This is a genomic window from Chryseobacterium sp. Marseille-Q8038, from assembly GCF_965111995.1.
Map to the genome: position 1 here is coordinate 406,983 of NZ_CBCOPN010000002.1, position 19,607 is coordinate 426,589.

Annotated in this window: 12 protein-coding genes; 7 read left to right on the top strand and 5 right to left on the bottom strand. The window is 37.1% G+C overall.

Annotated elements, in window-relative coordinates:
* Nucleotides 1-429: 429 nt before the first annotated feature.
* Nucleotides 430-2,043 (top strand): hypothetical protein, encoded by a 1,614-nt coding sequence (locus ACWPWS_RS15790; RefSeq protein ID WP_454047163.1) that lies wholly within the window; start codon nt 430-432, stop codon nt 2,041-2,043.
* An 83-nt stretch (nt 2,044-2,126) separates the two neighbouring features.
* Here the strand turns inward: ACWPWS_RS15790 and ACWPWS_RS15795 are convergent, their stop codons facing one another.
* The 5 genes from ACWPWS_RS15795 to dnaK form a co-directional block, all read right to left on the bottom strand.
* The gene (locus tag ACWPWS_RS15795) at nt 2,127-3,269 is read right to left on the bottom strand and encodes a cytochrome-c peroxidase (RefSeq protein WP_454047164.1); all 1,143 of its coding nucleotides are present in this window, start codon (nt 3,267-3,269) and stop codon (nt 2,127-2,129) included.
* A 6-nt stretch (nt 3,270-3,275) separates the two neighbouring features.
* The gene (locus ACWPWS_RS15800; protein ID WP_454047165.1) at nt 3,276-4,868 is read right to left on the bottom strand and encodes a DUF6850 family outer membrane beta-barrel protein; all 1,593 of its coding nucleotides are present in this window, start codon (nt 4,866-4,868) and stop codon (nt 3,276-3,278) included.
* Nucleotides 4,858-6,204 carry a DUF4876 domain-containing protein gene (locus ACWPWS_RS15805; protein WP_454047166.1) on the bottom strand — a complete coding sequence of 449 codons (1,347 nt, stop codon included), beginning with the start codon at nt 6,202-6,204 and terminating at the stop codon, nt 4,858-4,860. The genes ACWPWS_RS15800 and ACWPWS_RS15805 overlap by 11 nt, the downstream gene beginning before the upstream one ends.
* Nucleotides 6,205-6,230: 26 nt before the next feature.
* Entirely contained in the window at nt 6,231-8,951 is a 2,721-nt protein-coding gene (locus ACWPWS_RS15810) for a TonB-dependent receptor plug domain-containing protein (protein ID WP_454047167.1), read from the bottom strand.
* 393 nt (nt 8,952-9,344) lie between these two features.
* Complete coding sequence (gene dnaK / locus ACWPWS_RS15815; protein ID WP_105681175.1) at nt 9,345-11,243, bottom strand: molecular chaperone DnaK; 1,899 nt, start codon at nt 11,241-11,243, stop codon at nt 9,345-9,347.
* Between the two features lie 462 nt (nt 11,244-11,705).
* On the opposite strand from dnaK, the gene ppk1 reads away from it, so the two are divergent.
* The 6 genes from ppk1 to ACWPWS_RS15845 all read left to right on the top strand — a co-directional run bounded on the left by ppk1 (nt 11,706) and on the right by ACWPWS_RS15845 (nt 19,547).
* The gene (gene ppk1 / locus ACWPWS_RS15820) at nt 11,706-13,778 is read left to right on the top strand and encodes a polyphosphate kinase 1 (protein ID WP_209787867.1); all 2,073 of its coding nucleotides are present in this window, start codon (nt 11,706-11,708) and stop codon (nt 13,776-13,778) included.
* Nucleotides 13,775-14,659 (top strand): Ppx/GppA phosphatase family protein, encoded by an 885-nt coding sequence (locus ACWPWS_RS15825; RefSeq protein WP_454047168.1) that lies wholly within the window; start codon nt 13,775-13,777, stop codon nt 14,657-14,659. The genes ppk1 and ACWPWS_RS15825 overlap by 4 nt, the downstream gene beginning before the upstream one ends.
* Before the next feature lie 325 nt (nt 14,660-14,984).
* Nucleotides 14,985-15,638 carry an NAD-dependent epimerase/dehydratase family protein gene (locus ACWPWS_RS15830; RefSeq protein WP_454047169.1) on the top strand — a complete coding sequence of 218 codons (654 nt, stop codon included), beginning with the start codon at nt 14,985-14,987 and terminating at the stop codon, nt 15,636-15,638.
* Nucleotides 15,635-15,784: a hypothetical protein gene (locus ACWPWS_RS15835; protein WP_156106575.1), complete on the top strand. Its 150-nt coding sequence runs from the start codon at nt 15,635-15,637 to the stop codon at nt 15,782-15,784. Before ACWPWS_RS15830 ends, ACWPWS_RS15835 begins: the two co-directional genes overlap by 4 nt.
* A 137-nt stretch (nt 15,785-15,921) precedes the next feature.
* Nucleotides 15,922-18,957: a choice-of-anchor I family protein gene (locus tag ACWPWS_RS15840; protein ID WP_454047170.1), complete on the top strand. Its 3,036-nt coding sequence runs from the start codon at nt 15,922-15,924 to the stop codon at nt 18,955-18,957.
* A 197-nt stretch (nt 18,958-19,154) separates the two neighbouring features.
* Nucleotides 19,155-19,547: a DUF3060 domain-containing protein gene (locus ACWPWS_RS15845; RefSeq protein ID WP_454047171.1), complete on the top strand. Its 393-nt coding sequence runs from the start codon at nt 19,155-19,157 to the stop codon at nt 19,545-19,547.
* The last annotated feature ends 60 nt before the right edge of the window (nt 19,548-19,607 follow it).

A 19,607-nucleotide genomic window follows, 5' to 3' on the forward strand; every position in this document is an offset into this window, starting at 1 on the left:
ATTTTGTATTTGTAACTGTTCAGTGTTTTCAAAAATGCTACGATATCAAAAACTTCGTCATCTGTCAGATTCAGTGTTTGCTTTAATCGTTACAAAATCATTGGCAGAAAACATTTATTTCAGAGTATAAAGCAATAGGATGTAAATAACATGTCATTTACTAAAGTGTCAATAAAAAAAATAAAATGCACAATAGAGTAATTACTCCACACAAAAATGATAAAAACACAGAAACCGTAATCAAATAACATATGATGTATATATGATGTATGTATGATGTATATCAAAACACGCAACAACCTAGAGTATATCCTTACTTTTATTTGAAGAAATACGATTCAACAAAACGCAAGGATACACTGTTCTTTTTATGAAATACTCACAGAAAAAGAGATATTAATTTATTTTAATTCCAAATTCTTATATATTATGAAAAAAAAATTATTACTAGCAGGCTTGCTTACCACATTTTCCCTGGTGGTAAAATCACAAGTGGGGATCAATACAACTAATCCTCAGGGAGTATTTAATATTGATGGAGTAAAAAATAATCCAACAACAGGAACCCCGACAGCAGCTCAGGCTACAGATGACCTGGTAATGACTTCTAATGGTAATCTGGGACTGGGGCTTACCGCTCCCGGCACCACCCTGGATGTGAACGGAGCCATTACCAACCGTGAAACAACACTGGTTGTTACTGGTAACGCAGCTACTATTCCAGCTAATATAAGCCAGGTACAGCTTACCGGTGCTGCTACTGCAACAATTGCTATTACGGCGCCTGCTGCCCCCAATGCAGGTCAGCGAATCGTTGTTTTTAATAATACAACGGGAGGCTTTGGTGCTGCATTAGGTGGTGTTACCATTCCCAATGGTAAGGCTTTGGAATATGTATACAGTAACTCTGGCTGGAGATCTACGGATGGTGGTGCTGTAGGAGCTACTTCCATTAATATTTATAATACAGATGGTACACTTACCAGTAATAGAACGGTAACACAGGATGCCAATACTCTGGCATTTACCGGAACTCAGACCAATGCATTTTCCGTGGATGGAAATACCTTATCAGTAGATGCTGCCAATGACCGCGTAGGGCTTGGTACCAATACACCTGATACTAAACTTACCATCAGTACTCTCGATAATAGTTTCGGTTTGAATCATACCAATGGTACAATCAATCTGAAAACGTATATTGGGGGAGGATCCGCCTACTTTGGAACTACCACACCCAACAACCTGCATCTGGTAACCAGTAATAGTATAAAGATGACAATTACTCCTTCTGGCAATGTGGGGGTAGGAACAAGCATTCCGGATAATTCAGCTTTACTGGATCTCAATTCAGCTACCAAAGGATTTTTGCTGCCAAGAGTATCATTAACATCAATGACAGATGGAGCAACAGTCCCTTCACCTGCAAAAGGATTGATGGTTTACAATTCTAACACGGCATTAACTCCTTATGGAGAGGGACTTTATTATAATTCAGGAACTTCCGGAGCACCCAGCTGGAATAAACTATCCCCTCAGAAAAGTGATTATATCTTATCACAGGTAGTAGCGGTTGCAGCAACAGTTCCTGTAGATCAGGCTGCTGCGGGAGCAGGCAACATTGTAGATAATATAGATCTTGGCTTAAGCGCTACTGTAGTGGTTCCTGCTAATTCTACCGCCAAAATATTAATGACCTACACTGTTCCTATGGGCACTTTTCCTATAAATAACAGTAATACAGTTGTTAATGGATATTTTGGGATTCGTTTTCTGAAAGACGGAGTAGAAGCATCGGAGGGTTCCCGAAAATATTCTGTCCCCTATTCTTCTTCCGGTTCGCATATGATAAGTGTTTCAGGGAGTTTTTCTGAAACCGTTGTTAATAATGGATCATCACCTCTGAATATAGTATACACACTGAATGGCTATGTGGAAGGGACTGCAACTGGTACTAGATTTAATATGTTCGCTTCATCCGGGGCTAACTTCAACTGGGGTAAGGGATCCTTAAGCGGAACTATATTTGTTAAAGGGAACTAATACAAAAGATTACCTATAAATTCTATTTTCACAATGGAATTCTACAAAAAAAACTCTTCCAGTGGAAGAGTTTTTTATTACAGTTATGATTTAGGTAATTCCGGCGGGCGCATTTTGTATTTGTAACTGTTCAGTGTTTTCAAAAATGCTACGATATCAAAAACTTCGTCGTCTGTCAGATTCAGTTTTTCTACCATTCCTGATTTGTGAGGAAATTTCGGATCATTGAGCTGATCTGCTTTTGGTGTTTCTCTGCCCATTCCGGCGTTATACATCATGACGATATTGGCCAGTTCAGGGAAAAGTCCGTTATGCATATAAGGTTTATTTTCAGAAACCTCTCTCAGTGTAGGGGTTTTGAATTTTCCTACGTCTTCATTTTTTTTAGTAACGATATATCTTCCCAGATCTTCATATTTCCTTCCGTAGTAGGTGAGTCCAAGATTATGGAACTTCTGGTCAGAAAAATAAGGGGTGTTATGACAGTTGATACAGTTTGCTTTTGTTCGGAATAAATGAAGCCCGTTGATTTCTGAATCCGTTAAAGCATCTTTTTTTCCGGAAACAAATTTATCAAACTTTGATGGCGGACTGATGAGCGAACGTTCAAAAGTAGCAACAGCCTTTGCAATTTTCTCTTCAGTCACTTCCCCATTTCCAAAAGCTTTGACAAAGAAAGGTTTATAATCTTTAATTTTTCTGATATTTTTTGTTGCCATTGACATATGAAGATTCATTTCTACAGGATTTTCAATGGGAGCTTTTACTTGCTCTTCCAAAGTTGATGAACGGCCATCCCAGAAGAATGTTTTGGCATATCCTATATTCACCAGAGTAGGTGCATTTCTGGTTCCAGTCTGCCTGTCATGACCAAAAGAAACTCTGCTTCCGTCTGACCAGCCTATTTCGGGATTGTGGCAGTTGGCACAGGAAATCTGTCCGCTTTTAGAAAGTCTCGGATCAAAGAACAACATTTTCCCTAGTTCCATTTTATCTTCGGAATAGGGATTATCTTCAGGAAAATTCATTTTAGACAAAGGTCCGATATCCTGAAAACCTTCTTTAGCTTCATCAAATAAGTGAGCAGCCGGCCATTTGCTCTGGTCTCCACTGCTGTATAGCGTACGAAGTTCTTCCACGGTATATCCCGTAGGGTCATTAGAAGTATAACTTAGTAAACATATTATCCCGGCAATTGCCAGAAAAGCAATATATCTGTCTTTCATTATTTTTTAATAATAAACATTCAATCCTACCAGGGCAACATGATTAGCTCTGCCATTGTAGTCAACTTGATTTTTATAAGTACTGTTCATCAGCCAGATCTGGGAAAAACTTGCAAACAATTCATACCTTATTTTGTTCTGATCAAAAATATAATTTGCATTAAAATTAAGACCCATTTTAGGTGTTGCATCATACGCAAAGTCCGGCTGTGCTATTTTAGTTGCAAAGATATTCTCTTTTGTGCTTTGATAAGGCTGATAATTGAATTCTTTTCCCAAAGGAACATAAAGATTTTGAGAAAGACCAATAGCCAGTTTATGAGAAGATTTTAAAGCAAATTCTTTTTCAGCTCCGAGTCTGTAATTGAAAAAAGACAGTTTTCGATCCATTACTACAGACAAATCTTTTACACGATTTTTCCCATAGGCTGCATCGAAAAGAACCTTGAACGCCTCATTTTTATGATTAAACCAGACCAGGCTATTCTGCCAGGAAAGATTCTTCTGCTCCAGACGGTATGATGTGTAATCCAAAGGATAATTGTAATTGGTATCCAGCTGATCCTGATACGTCATCATAGAAGCCCATTTTTTCCCGTTATAATTTCCTAAAAAATTAAGGTAGAAGCTATGCAGCTTTGTTTTCAGCCCGGAATATTTTGTGTAGTCTTTCTGCCAGTTATAGTTTGCATCCTGATATTCAAAAACTCTGTAGAAGCGTTCAATAAGGTTTTTGTAATCATATCCGGCAGAAAAATGAGTATCATTACTATTGAAGGCATATTCTCCGCCCCAGATATAGCCTCCCATTTTATATTCAGAAGTTTTATATTGGGTAATTCCGATATACTGATTACCGTAGCCTTCATTATAATGGATATAAATACTGTCATTCGCAGGTACATTTCCTTTCATATTCACAAACATGATATCATTTCCTTTGTAATGATGCACATAGCTCAGTTTTCCAAATAGAGTGTGCTGCTTCCAGTTCAACCCTAATTTTGCAAAAGCTTTGTATTTATAATCATCTACTTTGGGTCTCGGATCTGCATTCTGACGATAAGATTTAGCATACATTCCTTCTCCTCCCAGCTGAAGAATGACTGGTTTTACAGGATTATAGGCAAACTGTCCGTTGATAAGATAACTCTGTTTCTGCCATTTTGCCGAACGGGAAACCCAATAATAAGAGGGATTGTAAATAAAGGAAGAATTGTTCGTTCTTTCATCACTGAGGATATAAGGAACATTATCTTCGGTTGTTTTGTCTGCTTTAAGTCTTCCTGATAAAGCGATCTTATCATTAAGCTTATATACTCCTTCAGACAGAAAAGTAAAACTTCCGGTCTCTTCAGGAGTCTGAACTCTTTTAAAATTTTGCTTTGTTGAAGAATATTGAAAAGTTGTCCTGGAAAAATCCAAGGGCTGAAAAAATGAAATATAGGGATCATTGATTCTGATATTCTTTTCTACAGCACTTATATTAATACTGTCTAACTGAGTTGCCTGAGCATGAAAGAACTGAGTTCCTGCTAAAGCCAATCCCAATATACTGTATTGAAAAACTTTAATTGTCTTATTTTTATTATTGTGCATATCCTCTAGGGTTTGCTTTAATCGTTACAAAATCATTGGCAGAATTATTCGTATCCTGCAATACTACACGTCCATTGGTAATTTCCTTTGTTTTTCGGATTACAGAAAGTCCGGTAAAAGTAGCTTCAGCCTGTCCCGATGCATTAACAATAAATGTTCTTGAGGCATCTATATCTGCAGGAAAGTCTTTAGGTGCTTTTTGTTCTTTGTCTGTAATATCAATTCCGTCTATGATATAGTTCTTAGGAATTTGCAGAAATAAAGTTCCGCTTGGAGCTTTAGGCGATGCCACTTTTTTCCAGCTTGCCACTTCTGCATCGGTTGCTCTCAGAATTCCCAGCCCCAGCATTGAAGTTACATTAAGGATTAAATCATTGGATGCAATACTCCAGTATGACACCAGCATATCCGGCACCAAAATATTCTGGATATCCCATGCAAAAGGTTTCTTACCAATACTAGTATTATAATCACCCATATAGGTTTCAAAATCTGCATGGCTCAGGTCTATGGTTCTGTCAGGTTCCTGTATCGCTACACCAGTACCGTTGATATCATCAAAAGGCATTTTATGGTTAATAGCGGTTTGAGCAATGACAATACTTTTCCCAGGCAAAATAGGATACTGATTTCCGTTTCCTGGTATTTTAATGAATATATTGGAATATACGTACTCTGTGTTTGCCTCAGATCCGCCACCGGCAGTTTTGCTCCAGTCGTACTGTCCATTAGATAAAGTATAAGTAGTTGGATTATTATTCGTATTCCCCTCCAGAAATACCAGATATAAGCCGTCTGCATAAATAGTCTGATCAGAATTGTTATGAATTTCAATAAACTGATCTCTGAAATTGGCTCCTAATTTCGTATCCGAACCTGCATAATAGTACTGTTTGATTACAAGATCTCCTAAGTTTCCACTGGTGATTCTGACCAATTTTGAAGAGGTATTGGCATTAACGGTTACTTTTTCATCAAAACCTCCGAAGTGTACAATTTCATAGCTGGTCTCTTCTCCAATCTGTTGCTCATATTCATTCTGCTTCAGTTGCAGTTCAGCCTGAACACTATAAGTTCCCGGTAGAACAGCATCCAAAATCAATTCACCATCTGCATTTGTCTTTCCTATAATCTGATCTTCTGTTGCAGAGTTTTTCAGAATCACGGTTACATTGGCAACTCCTTTATCGGAAACGGAAGGATATTTTGAAGCATCATATTTTATATTTATGGTAAACGGAACAGGTTTAATCTCATTATTACCAAAGTCATCATCTCTGTTGCATCCTGTCAGAACAAGGACAGGAAATAGGAGTAATAGTATGAATTGTTTCATTATGTTCAAGTTTATTTTTAGTAGTATTAAAATCGGTATGAAATATTTCCTCCAAACGAGGTAGAGGTAAAATTGCCGTATACAGCTCCTCTCTCGTCGTATGCTTTTAAGTTGAAAACATTACTCACATAGATTGAAAGTCTGAGGCCGCTCAGGAAATCCTTGGTAACTCTTAAATGAATATTATGCAGGGTTTTGTTATATAAACCTGAAAGTTTTTCATCGGAAGGTTTCAGGAAGAGTCCCTGATATTTTGGATTAGTACGGTCATTTTCCGGAATCATCTGTGTCTCTCCGTCATGTTTGATATACCCTATCGGATAAATATCATTCATACCATTCAGGGTTCTGTCTGAAAGGAAATGATCTGTTCTCAAACCGATAATCAATCCTGATGAGGCCAGGTGATAATCAAAACTGAAACTTGCTCTGGCCATAGAACTTTTGTTTCGGGAATCGTTATAAATTCCATATTCATAGTCTTTATCTGCAATCTTAGGAGCAGTGATCTTGTAAAGACCTTCATCTTTATGGCCGGAAGTTTCTACATAACTGGCATTGAAACCTATAACAAGATTTAAAGCTTCAATCTTTTTGAAACTTGCCATCAGCTCCAGTCCTTTATCTACGGACTGATATCCGTTAACGATTCTGTTTTGGAGATAATTAAATTTTTCTGTTCCTATTACTTCAAAAGTAGGTACTTCTGTTCCTGAGACATTGACATTTACTTTCGCCTTATCCATAATTTTATGAACACTTGCGGTGGTAAATCCATCAAATAATCGGTTGTAATAAGCTGTAAGGTTAACTGTTGCAAAAGGAAATCTGTAATCCATTCCTACTTCAGTTTTCCAGCTTCGTGATGGTTTCAGATTGGCATTATCTCCCGGCGTAACAATAGTTTGCATGATAGCAGCTGAATAATATCCCGGCAGACGATAATCACCAAGAAGGAAGTCAAAATATCTTGGTGCTGTGTAAATCTGATTCAAAGAAGGAGCTTTAGAAGTGAGCCCAAATCCTCCTCTTACAGAAAATTTTCCCATTTGATACGAAGTATTTACCCTTGGGGAATAGGTAGAATATGAATTCTGCAGATCGTAACGAAGTCCCAGATTGGTTCTTAAGATATGTTTATTAGCAAAAGCTTTCGTAATATTATCCTGGATATAGAATGCATATTGTTTGGATGCAAAAACATGATCACGATAATTAAAGTCTCTCATTCCGTTTGATCCCTGACCTGCCGCATTAAATGTTGTAAACTGTCCTGCAGTTCCGTAACGGCCTTTTCCGAAATTGTTTCCATATCTGAAGTTCGCTCCAATGCTGTACATATGAACCCATTTGGAGGCTGTCACTTTACTTCCGTTCACACTTAAATCAGTGAAAATAGTAAGTGGTTTACCGTCTGAGAAGGCCTGATTTTCATAACTTGGGGGTGTATAAGGAGCGTAATAAACACCATCAGTGGTTGAATTTCCATAAGGACGGGCTCCCTGGTTAAGCCAGAATCTTCTCTCCGTAAGCTGCGTTGAATAGCTGACCCCTACATCTGCACTGACCGTTCTGAAAAATGGTTTGCTTCCGTTTCGATTAAAGTTATAACTGATATTATTTCCTAATGAAAAACTCTTGTTATCTACATTGATAATCATTCCGTCCAGATCATCAGGATCTCTTTTCCCTTTGCTGGTATTGGTAGAAAACGAAGCGGAGAATTTATTACTGAAACCGTTTTTATTTTTTGATGACCAAAGGAAGTTGACATTTGTTCTGTCATATCCTACCAGACTGGTTCTTGGATCAGAAAGTGAATTCATATAGCCCACAGATACATTCAGGGCATTGTTGTTTTTAAGCTTAAATCCTTTTGTAACCCCTACCTGGTAAGTTCCATCTCTGAGCGATGCATCCAAACGGAGTGGTGATGCTTTGGCAATGGTTGTAACCTTGATAAGTCCTGAAGTTAAATCTCCATATTTAGCATCCGGAACCCCTTGTATGACTTCAATACTTTCAATATTTTCAGTCGAAATTTCTCTTAAATCGACCCCGTAATTCGGTTGGCTTGGTGTTAAATTTCCTCCATTGGTAGAAGTACTAAAACTTATCCCGAAGGGGCCGCTGTTCGCAGAATCATAGCTCTGCATATTTTCATTATTGGATAAGGCAATATCATTGACCATCAACTGTACACCGAATGCTCTGTTTCCAAAATCATCTCCACCGGGAATATTACCGGATCCTGTTACAGATGATCCGCTTGCAGTTCTGAAAACAATATTTTTAAACTGGGTATTGTCAAATTGTTGTACATATTGACCTGGTAATTGCTGTAGAACATCTCCGATAGAAAATGATTGTAAATTTTGAAGGGCTTCCTGCTGGATAGCAATTTCAGAAAACTGTTTTTTTCTGGCGGTAAGCTGTACTCCTTCAATCCTGATCGCTGGTTTTTCTAAAAAATTTTCTTTGGATGGAATGAATTCTACTTTAAGCTCTTCTCCTTCTTTTAGTGTGATTTTTTCTTTTTTATTGTTGGCATTCAGGAGGGTTATCTGACAACTTCCTTTAAAAGTCAGAATCTGATCTTTGTAGACCAAGCCTTTACATTTTTCCATTTCTCTGGTCAGAAGTTCTCCCTTTTTAAGTTGTCCATCATGATAGAATTCTACATTCTGTGCAGACAAGAAACCTCCTGCTGTTAAAAAAACAGCACCTGCTAATAACGATACTTTCACCCTTAAAATATTTAGGCTGCAAAATTAATTATAATTATTCTAAATAAAAAGTAAGTTATTGAAATTATTAAAGTTATTTTAACGTAAAATAAAATAATATTTACATATAAATCCCTATATAAAGAATAAAACAACAATAAAAACAACGAAAAACAAAAGCTTAGAGGATACATCAGTACAAATGTGTTTATGATATTAATCCACAAAATATACACTAAGAAAAAGAAATAAAAATACCCACAGTAAGCCGCTGATAATCTTATTTTTCAGCAATTACTCTTCAAGGAAATATTTATCCGATCTGTTTTATGAGTATTTATATACGAAAAACCCCGCGGTAAACTTTGTTTACCGCGGGGTTGATTTATAATTAAATGTTAGTGTTTATATCTATTATTTTACTTCTTCGAAGTCTGCATCCTGTACATCTTCAGCTCCAGCGTTTCCACCAGCATTCTGAGCTCCAGCACCTGCATCAGCTCCTGGCTGTTGACCCGCTGCATATAATTCTTCAGAAGCGGCCATCCATGCTGCGTCTAATGCTTCAGTTTTAGCTTTAACATCATCAGCATTTTTAGCTTCGAAAGCTGTTTTTAATTCTCCATGAGCTGCTTCGATTGCTGCTTTTTTGTCAGCAGAAAGTTTCTCACCGAATTCTTTCAATTGCTTTTCAGTCTGGAAGATCAATCCGTCAGCTTTGTTGAAGATTTCAACTTCTTCTTTTCTCTTAGCATCTGCTGCAGAGTTTTCCTGAGCTTCTTTCTTCATTCTTTCGATTTCTTCGTCAGAAAGACCTGAAGAAGCCTGAATTTTGATAGACTGTTCTTTACCAGTTCCTTTATCTTTAGCAGATACGCTTAGGATACCGTTAGCATCAATATCGAAAGTTACTTCAATTTGAGGAACTCCTCTTGGTGCTGGTGGAATATCCTGAAGATCGAATCTACCGATTTCCTTGTTATCGTTGAACATTGATCTTTCACCTTGTCCTACTCTGATGCTTACTGCCGGCTGGTTGTCAGATGCAGTAGAGAATACTTCAGATTTCTTAGTTGGGATGGTAGTATTCGCTTCAATTAATTTAGTGAATACAGAACCCATTGTTTCAATACCTAAAGAAAGTGGAGTAACGTCAAGTAGTAATACGTCTTTTACATCACCTGTCAATACACCTCCCTGGATAGCTGCACCAATTGCTACAACCTCATCCGGGTTAACTCCTTTAGATGGTTTTTTACCGAAGAATTTTTCTACTTCTTCCTGGATGATTGGGATTCTTGTAGAACCACCTACCAAGATTACTTCGTCAATATCAGAAGTTGATAAACCAGCATCTTTTAATGCTTTAGCAACAGGCTCCATAGATCTTCTTACAAGATCAGCAGATAATTGCTCGAATTTAGCTTTTGTTAAAGACTTCACTAAGTGTTTAGGGCCAGTAGCAGTAGCTGTGATATAGGGTAAGTTGATTTCAGTCTGAGGAGAAGAAGATAATTCAATTTTAGCTTTTTCTGCAGCTTCTTTCAATCTTTGAAGAGCAATGGCATCAGATTTTAAATCTACACCTTCTTCAGCTTTGAACTCGTCAGCCATCCAGTTGATGATCACATCATCAAAGTCATCACCTCCTAAGTGGGTATCACCGTTTGTAGACAATACTTCGAATACACCGTCTCCTAAATCAAGGATTGAGATATCGAAAGTACCACCTCCAAGGTCATATACTGCGATTTTCTGATCTTTATGGTTTTTATCAAGACCGTAAGCTAATGCTGCAGCTGTAGGCTCATTGATAATTCTTTCTACTTTAAGACCCGCAATTTCACCAGCTTCTTTAGTAGCTTGTCTCTGTGCATCGTTGAAGTATGCAGGAACAGTAATTACCGCTCTTGTTACTTCCTGTCCAAGATAATCTTCAGCAGTTTTCTTCATTTTCTGAAGAGTCATTGCAGAAATTTCCTGTGGAGTATATTCTCTATCGTCGATTTTTACTTTTACTGTATCGTTTGGTCCGGCAACTACTTTATAAGGTACTCTTGTGATTTCAGAAGCATCATCTTTAAAATGAGTTCCGATAAATCTTTTAATAGAGTAAACAGTCTTTGTTGGATTCGTTACAGCCTGTCTTTTTGCAGGATCACCTACTTTTCTTTCTCCATCTTCCGTAAAAGCTACGATAGAAGGAGTAGTTCTCTTACCTTCTGCGTTAGGAATAACAACAGGGTCTTTTCCCTCCATTACAGCAACACAAGAGTTGGTTGTTCCTAAGTCAATTCCAATTATTTTACTCATAATATTTTATATTTTTTCTATTTTTAATTTAATTTACACTCTCAATTTCTCAATATCTGTACCATTCGAAGAATTATGACAAAATGACACAATAAAAATAAAAACCCCGATAAATTGAGGTTTTTATATGGTTTAATATGGAAATTTTTTCCTACAAGATTTTATCAGAATGCCATAAATAAGCTTTCCAGGATTTCAATAACTATTTTGAGATTTTTTCTGGTACGTTTCTATACTACCCCAATAAACTGTCATGACTGATGAGATGTATTCTCTCATTTTTCTTCATAAAAATAAAATTTGATCCATATCAATCCCGTAAAAAAGTATTGATTATCAACATGATTATATTAGTCTAACAAATTAATTCACCAATCTTTAAAAATTAATCAAAGTTTAACCTAAGAAATAAGGTGATAGTCTTTGTGAATTATTATTTTTGATAAAATATACACATTTAGAATGTCAATACACTTTAATCCAAGAGATATTACATGGCTTGCCTTTAACGAAAGAGTTTTGCAGGAGGCTATGGATGAAAAAGTACCCTTACATTTAAGAATACGTTTCCTGGGAATTTTCTCCAACAATTTAGATGAATTTTTCAGAGTACGTGTTGCCGGATTAAAGCGTGCCATGGATTTTAAGGAAAAAGTGATTGCTGAATCTTTCTATCAGCCTCCTACCAAAATCCTTCAGAGAATCAATGAGGTTGTTATGAGACAGCAGCTGAATTTTGATAAAACCTGGAAAAAAATCCAGACTGAAATGGCTGATCATAAAGTTTCTATTAAAAACGCCAAAAACCTGACAGCAAAGCAGAAAGAGTTTGTCCGACAATATTTTGACGAAGTGGTAGAATCCAATGTGATCCCGATTCTTCTTCATGAAAATACACCTATGCCCTACATGAGAGATAAAAGTCTTTACCTGGGCGTAGCCATGAGAAAAAAAGACTGGCAGTATTCCAGCAATTATGCAATTATTGAAATTCCTTCCCGTTTTGTGGGGCGATTCGTATTGCTGCCAACGGAAGATCCGGAAGAAAAAAATGTCATGTTACTGGAAGATGTGATTACTTTCAACCTTCCTCACATATTTTCTTATTTCGGATATGATGAGTTTGCAGCCAATGCTTTTAAAGTAACAAAAGATGCGGAACTGGATCTGGATAATGATATCAGAACCAACTTCGCAGAAAAGATAGAAAAAGGACTCAAAAACAGAAGAAAAGGAAAACCTACCCGTTTCGTTTTTGATAAAGATATGGATAAAGCTCTGCTGGAACTTCTTATCAGAAAACTGAATCTGACCAAGAAAGACAGTATCATTCCCGGAGGAAAAATTCATAATTTCAAGCATTTCATGGACTTTCCTGATGTTTTTGAAAAGTATGAAAGACCGGTGGAAAGAACCTCTTTTACCCATCAGGCATTTGAACATGGGGAAAGGGTAACGGATGTTATTTTAAAAGAAGATGTTCTCCTTACTTTCCCTTACCACAAGTATAATCCGGTGATTGACCTTCTTCGCGAAGCCGCCATGGATCCGGATGTGAAATCCATACAGATCACGGCTTACCGTCTGGCCAGCAGCTCAAAAATTATTAATGCATTAATCTATGCGGCACGAAATGGTAAGGAAGTGACAGTGATGCTGGAACTTCAGGCAAGATTTGATGAAGAATCCAATCTGGAATGGAAAGACATGCTGGAACCGGAAGGAATTACCGTTCTTGTTGGTATCCCCAATAAAAAAGTACATGCCAAGCTTTGTGTTATCAAAAAGAGAGCCCACAACAAAACAATTCAATATGGATTTGTAAGTACCGGAAACTTCAATGAAAAAACGGCAAGAATATATGGAGACCACCTGTTGTTAACTGCTGACCGTGGCATCATGGCAGATATCAATAAAGTCTTCAATGTATTGAAAAAACCGAAAGATGATTTTATTTCCATTTTGAAAACTTGTAAAAATTTATTAGTTTGCCCTCAGTTTATGCGTGAAAAAATTGTTCACCATATTGATAAAGAAATTGAAGAAGCTAAAGCAGGACGAAGAGCAGAGATTATAGTAAAAGTAAATTCTCTGAGCGACAGACTGCTGATAGAAAAATTATATGATGCCGCAAAAGCAGGTGTGGTAACCAGACTGATTGTAAGAGGAATCTATTGTGCCGTCAACCAAAAGGATTTTAAAGAAAAAATAAAAGCTATAAGTATTGTAGATGAATATCTGGAACATGCCAGAGTAATGTATTTCTACAATAAAGGATCAGAAGACATGTATATTTCTTCTGCCGACTGGATGACAAGGAATCTTGACTACAGAATTGAAGCAGCCGCTAAAATTACGGACAAGAACCTGAAGAAAGAATTAAAAGACATTCTTGACATTCAGCTTAGGGATAATGTAAAAGCCCGAATTCTGGATAAGAGACTGAGCAATGAATATGTAAGAAATGAAAAACAAGAATGCCGATCACAAATAGAAACCTATAAATATTTAAAAGCTAAAACAAGCAAAAAATGAAGATAGCAGCGATAGACATAGGGAGTAATGCAGCCCGCCTTCTTATCAATGAAGTAAAGATTAATAACAGAAAACCTGAATTCATCAAACTTAACCTTCTCAGAATTCCTCTGAGACTGGGAATGGATGTTTTCACCATCGGAAAGATAGGCCCGGAAAGAGAAAAAATGGTCATTGACTCCATGAAAATCTTCAGTGACCTGATGAAAATATACAAAGTAGATCATTACAGAGCCTGTGCTACCAGTGCAATGCGTGATGCTGCCAATGGTAATGAAATCATCAATCTGGTAAAAGAAACGTCAGGTATTAATATTGAGATCATTTCCGGTGATGAAGAAGCAACGCTCATCTATGAAAATCACGTAGCAGAAGGTCTTGACAAAGAATTTGCCTATCTATATATTGATGTAGGTGGAGGTTCTACAGAACTTACCTTTTACGAAAACGGCAAAATGGTTTACGAAAAATCCTTCAATATCGGAACAATCCGTCTTCTCAACAATCTTGTAACGATGGACAACTGGAAGGAAATGAAAGATGAAATCAAGAAAAATATCGTCAGCAAAAAACCAATTGTAGCCATCGGGTCTGGAGGAAATATCAACAAAGTATTCTCCATGAGCAAAACCAAAGACGGAAAACCAATGTCTTTGTCTCATCTGAAAAAGGTTTATAGAGAGTTCAATGAATTGTCCGTAGAAGAAAGAATGAGCAATTACAACCTGAGAGAAGACCGTGCAGACGTATTGGTACATGCTCTGGGAATTTTCAACAACGTAATGTCCTGGTCTGAGATCAACAGGATTTTTGTCCCTAAAATCTCAGTAGCAGACGGATTGATCCATAATATTTACAGTCAGCTGCAACATAAAAAATAACAGCATACAAACAATATTGAAAGCCAGCCATTTTTGTGCTGGCTTTTTCTTTGAGAAGCTGTTTCGCACATTGTCATTGCGAGGAGCAACGCGACGAAGCAATCTCTATGCTCTCTCATACTATTAAGTTTTGGCTAAAGCCAATAGATGGATAATTAATTTTCAGGTGGGTTAAAACCCACCCCTATTGAATTTTAACATAAACATCTTTTATCTCTTATCTTTTATCTTTTATCTTTTATCTTCTATCTTCTAATAAAAATTTTTCAGAATTTTAAAGTAAAACCTCATCTTCATCCGTCATACCAGTATCAATAGCAAAGCAATGAACCCAATCAAAATAATTCTTACAGGAGCTACAGGAATGGTAGGCGAAGGTGTTTTAATGGAATGTCTTGAAAATCCTAATGTTTCTGAAATTCTGAGCATAAGCCGAAAACCCTCCGGAAAAACACATTCCAAACTGAAAGAATATCTTATCCCTGACTTTTTATCCATAGACCTTCATGATGAAAACCTGAAAGGTTATGATGCCTGCTTTTTCTGCGCAGGAATAAGCAGTGTAGGGATGAATGAAGAAGACTACACCAAAATCACTTACGATACAACCCTCCATTTTGCAAAAGCTGTTTTAAACCAAAATCCGGACATGGTTTTCAGCTATGTCTCAGGAGCAAGCACAGACAGTACAGAGAGTGGTAAACTGATGTGGGCACGCGTAAAAGGGAAAACAGAAAATGATCTGAAAAGAATGAATTTCAAAGGAGCTTATAATTTCCGTCCCGGATTTATGAAACCCGTTGATGGTCAATTGAATGTAAAATGGTTTTTTAAACCTTTTATTTGGATTTTTCCTGTTTTTTTCCAATCAAAATCATTAACTTTACACGAAGTGGGTAGAGCAATGATCAAAGTGACACAAAATGGATACCCAACATCTACTTTAGAAATTAGAGATATTAAAAATTTAGCACTATGAGAGACATGTTAAAAAGAATTGTTCTGGTTATTTTTGTACTGTTGCTTGTGACTGCTGTTTCAGGATATTTTTACATGCAGAAACATCCGCTGGAAGGAAATAAATCAGGAACGATTTTAAATTTTTCCGGAAAGTCAGGAAAATAATTTCATCTCAACTCTCTTATTCGAACAAAATTCTATCTTTTATCAGAAACAAACCTATTTTTTAAACATTTCTTAAGATTCCATTAAAATAGTTGCGAAACAGAAAGTTCATTTTTGCATATCTAATTGATGTAAAAATGATCAACAACTACCTATTAAAAGGGTCTGTGATAGCTGCCTTCTTTTTTCAGAGCGGTCTTTTCGGACAGACACTGATTCATTACTGGAATTTCAACAATAATACTTCTGCTGCTGCAGTCACTACCCCATCGTCAACCATGGTAAATGGCTCTCTTGCAGCGATAGCAGGAGGAACAAGTGTAATTGATTTTGCCGGTGGTACGGGACAGAATTTTGATTTGCAAAATTTAAATGCCAGAAATGGTGATGCATCCGGAACTCATTTAAGATTCAATAATCCGATTGGTGGAGCTTTACAATTTAATCTTCCTACAACAGGATACAAGAATGTCATTGTTAAGTTCACGACCAGAAGATCCGGGCAGGGAGCCGGAACGCAGACATGGTCTTATTCCACAGACGGAACTACCTTTGTACAGCTTCAGACTGTGAATCCTCAGGATGCAGATCCACAATTGACTACATTGGATTTTTCTGCTATTCAGGGAGCTAATAATAATCCTGATTTTAAATTAAAAGTTGAATTCTCTGCAACAGGAGGCGGAACAGGAGGAAACAACCGTTTTGATAATTTTACAGTAGATGCAACCTCTGTTGGAAGTGCAGACACAACTCCACCAGCAGTCACTTATCTTCCTGCTAATACTACCAATAACGCTTCAATTACCGTAAATCCTACCCTTTCTTTTAATGAGAATGTAAGATTAACAGACAATTCAGCAATCAACGATTCTAATGCACAAAACCTTATAGATTTCCGTCTTGGAAATGCTTCAGGTACACAAGTTCCCTTTACTACCACTTTCAGTAATAATACCATCACCGTAATTCCTGCTTCCGGCTTAGTTCCGGGACAAACGTATTATGTAGCCCTTAAGCCCAATACGGTAGAGGATTTCAGTGATAATGCCGTTACTGCCGTTACGTCCAGTACTTTTACGACTGCCGGAACTATTATTTCCTTAGAAAAGAATTTCATTAAAGTCAATGAAAATGCAGGAAACCTGGCGTTAAAAATTAATATCACGAATCCATCAACCTCTACAGTAAATCTTGTTGTTAAGCCCGCACCATTCAGTACAGCTGATGCTAATGATTTTACTTTAGTCAACCAGACTATTTCTATTACTCCTTCTACAACAAGCTACACCGTGAATATTCCGATTATTGATGACACAGTGGCAGAACAGCAGGCTGAATACTTTGTAGTAAGTCTTGAAAATCCTGTGGGAGCAACAATATCAGGAGATAATTCGGCAACCGTTTATATTGTAGATAATGATAAGCCGACACCGGTTCCTTCCCATCAGATTCAATTGAATTACCTCGGAAGTTTTGATCCTTCAGGAAATAATAGCAGTTCTACAGAAATTGTAGTTCATGATGCATCCACACAACGTTTGTTCACGATCAGTTCGATTACAGATGTTTTTGATATTATTGATTTCAGTACTCCGGCAGCTCCATCAGTTGTAAAAACAGTCAATATGGCTCCTTACGGCGGAATTACGAGTATTGCCGTAAAAAACGGAATCATCGCAGCCGCATCTCCGAATACTGATCCTCAGCAAAATGGTTCTGTAGTATTCTTTGATATTAACGGAAACTTCCTGAAACAGGTAACTGTAGGAGCTTTACCGGATATGATCACCTTCTCCCCTGACGGAACAAAAGTAGTGACCGCCAACGAAGGAGAACCTAATGACGCTTATACGGTAGATCCTGAAGGAACAATCAGCATCATTGATATTTCCGGAGGGATTGGAAATCTTACCCAAAGTAATGTAACAACACTCAATTTCAATAGTTTTGATTCTCAGGTAGCAGCTTTAACAGCTACCGGATTAAGAAAAGTAAGAACGAATAATACGCTTTCTCAGGATCTGGAACCAGAATATGTAACCATCAGTTCAGACAGTCAGAAAGCATGGGTAACCCTTCAGGAAAATAATGCCATCGCAGAGATTAACCTGGCAACCAAAACTATTACAGGAATTTGGGGATTAGGCAAAAAAGACATGAGTATTCCGGGGAACGGATTTGATGCTTCGGACAATAATGGAGAAGTTTTAATTGCCAACTGGCCGGTGAAAGCCTATTATACTCCGGATGCAGTACAGAATTATAAGGTAGGTAGCACAAATTATATTGTAACCGCCAATGAAGGTGATGAAAAAGATCTTTCCGGATATAGTGAGAGAACAACTGTGGGAGCTAATACTTATACTTTAGATCCTGTACTTTTCCCTCATTCAAATATCTTAAAGGCTTCTTATAATCTTGGAAGATTCAGGGTTTCATCTGCTACCGGAAATACAGACGGAGATACAGAATTTGAAGAAATCGCAGCTTTAGGGGCTCGTTCATTCTCCATTTTCAATGCAGATACCAAGCAGATTGTTTATGATAGCGGAGATCAGTTTGAAAGATATATTTCCGTGAAGCATCCATTAATTTTCAATGCAGATAATGAATCAAATGCTGTCAAAAACAGAAGCCGTGCTAAGGGTCCTGAACCAGAAGGAGTGGCATTAGGAAATATCAACGGCCAGACTTATGCTTTCATTACCTTAGAAAGAACAGGTGGTGTTATGGTTTACAATATTACAGATCCTAATAATCCTACCTTCACAGATTATAAACATTCGCGATCAACTTCCGCATATGGAGGAGACAATGGCCCTGAAGGAATTATCTACATTGCTCCCCAAAATACAGCCGCCAATGGTTATGTGATCGTTGCCAATGAAATCAGTGGAACGCTCTCCATATTTGAAGTCGCTACACCAACAACACTTGGAACTGGTGAAATTAAAACTGAGCAGGCGACATTCAACATATTCCCTAATCCGGTAAACAAAGGAAACACTCTTTATTTCAACAGAAAGCAGGATTACGAATTGTATGATATGTCCGGGAAATTAATCGGAAAAGAGAAAAATGCTTTAACAATAAGTACGTTCAATCTTTCTACAGGAGTTTACCTTGTAAAAACTTCAGAAGGACAGATAAAAAGAATTATTATAAAGTAAAATATAATATTTAGTTGATTGAAAAGGCTTCGGATTTCCGGAGCTTTTTTATTGTTGATAAAATGATATCAACCCTATTTCTTAAATCATTGAAAAAACAGTGTCTTAAAAGCTTTATATTTAAGATGATTTAACTTTTAAAATACCTGAAAAAATCATTTTATTTCTATATTTACTCCAATCAAAATCCAATCACAATGAAAAATATTAAAAGAGCAGGAATTCTGGCTATCCTTTTACTCGGGACAGGAACAGCTTTTTCACAATCCAGGAAAACAGAATCTGCAAAAGGTGTAGAAAAAACGGACAATAATAAGATTGTACATGTAGAAGGTGTAGGCCACCAACTCAATTATTCTCTCAACGGAGGAGTAGCTGAAGTAGAAGGTGGTGACAATACGGTAACGATCAAAGGAAGTGCAAAAAAGATTGCAGTTTCGGGAACGGGTAACAAAGTATATATTGATAAAGTGGATAAAGTTTCCATAGAAGGAGGTAATAACACAGTATACTACCGAACTTCAGGAACAAAATCAGGAAAACCTGATGTTTCTGTTACAGGAGTGGGGAATAGAGTAGTAAAACAATAAAAACATTTTTCTAAGTCTGGAAAATCCCATCATACACCTCACAGTTTTCAAAACCTGAGA

What these genes read in the sequence shown, in the direction of transcription:
- ACWPWS_RS15790 (WP_454047163.1), top strand. Translation starts at nt 430, where the DNA reads ATGAAAAAAAAATTATTACTAGCAGGCTTGCTTACCACATTTTCCCTG.
- ACWPWS_RS15795 (WP_454047164.1), bottom strand. Translation starts at nt 3,269, where the DNA reads ATGAAAGACAGATATATTGCTTTTCTGGCAATTGCCGGGATAATATGT.
- ACWPWS_RS15800 (WP_454047165.1), bottom strand. Translation starts at nt 4,868, where the DNA reads ATGCACAATAATAAAAATAAGACAATTAAAGTTTTTCAATACAGTATA.
- ACWPWS_RS15805 (WP_454047166.1), bottom strand. Translation starts at nt 6,204, where the DNA reads ATGAAACAATTCATACTATTACTCCTATTTCCTGTCCTTGTTCTGACA.
- dnaK (WP_105681175.1), bottom strand. Translation starts at nt 11,243, where the DNA reads ATGAGTAAAATAATTGGAATTGACTTAGGAACAACCAACTCTTGTGTT.
- ppk1 (WP_209787867.1), top strand. Translation starts at nt 11,706, where the DNA reads ATGTCAATACACTTTAATCCAAGAGATATTACATGGCTTGCCTTTAAC.
- ACWPWS_RS15825 (WP_454047168.1), top strand. Translation starts at nt 13,775, where the DNA reads ATGAAGATAGCAGCGATAGACATAGGGAGTAATGCAGCCCGCCTTCTT.
- ACWPWS_RS15830 (WP_454047169.1), top strand. Translation starts at nt 14,985, where the DNA reads ATGAACCCAATCAAAATAATTCTTACAGGAGCTACAGGAATGGTAGGC.
- ACWPWS_RS15835 (WP_156106575.1), top strand. Translation starts at nt 15,635, where the DNA reads ATGAGAGACATGTTAAAAAGAATTGTTCTGGTTATTTTTGTACTGTTG.
- ACWPWS_RS15840 (WP_454047170.1), top strand. Translation starts at nt 15,922, where the DNA reads ATGATCAACAACTACCTATTAAAAGGGTCTGTGATAGCTGCCTTCTTT.
- ACWPWS_RS15845 (WP_454047171.1), top strand. Translation starts at nt 19,155, where the DNA reads ATGAAAAATATTAAAAGAGCAGGAATTCTGGCTATCCTTTTACTCGGG.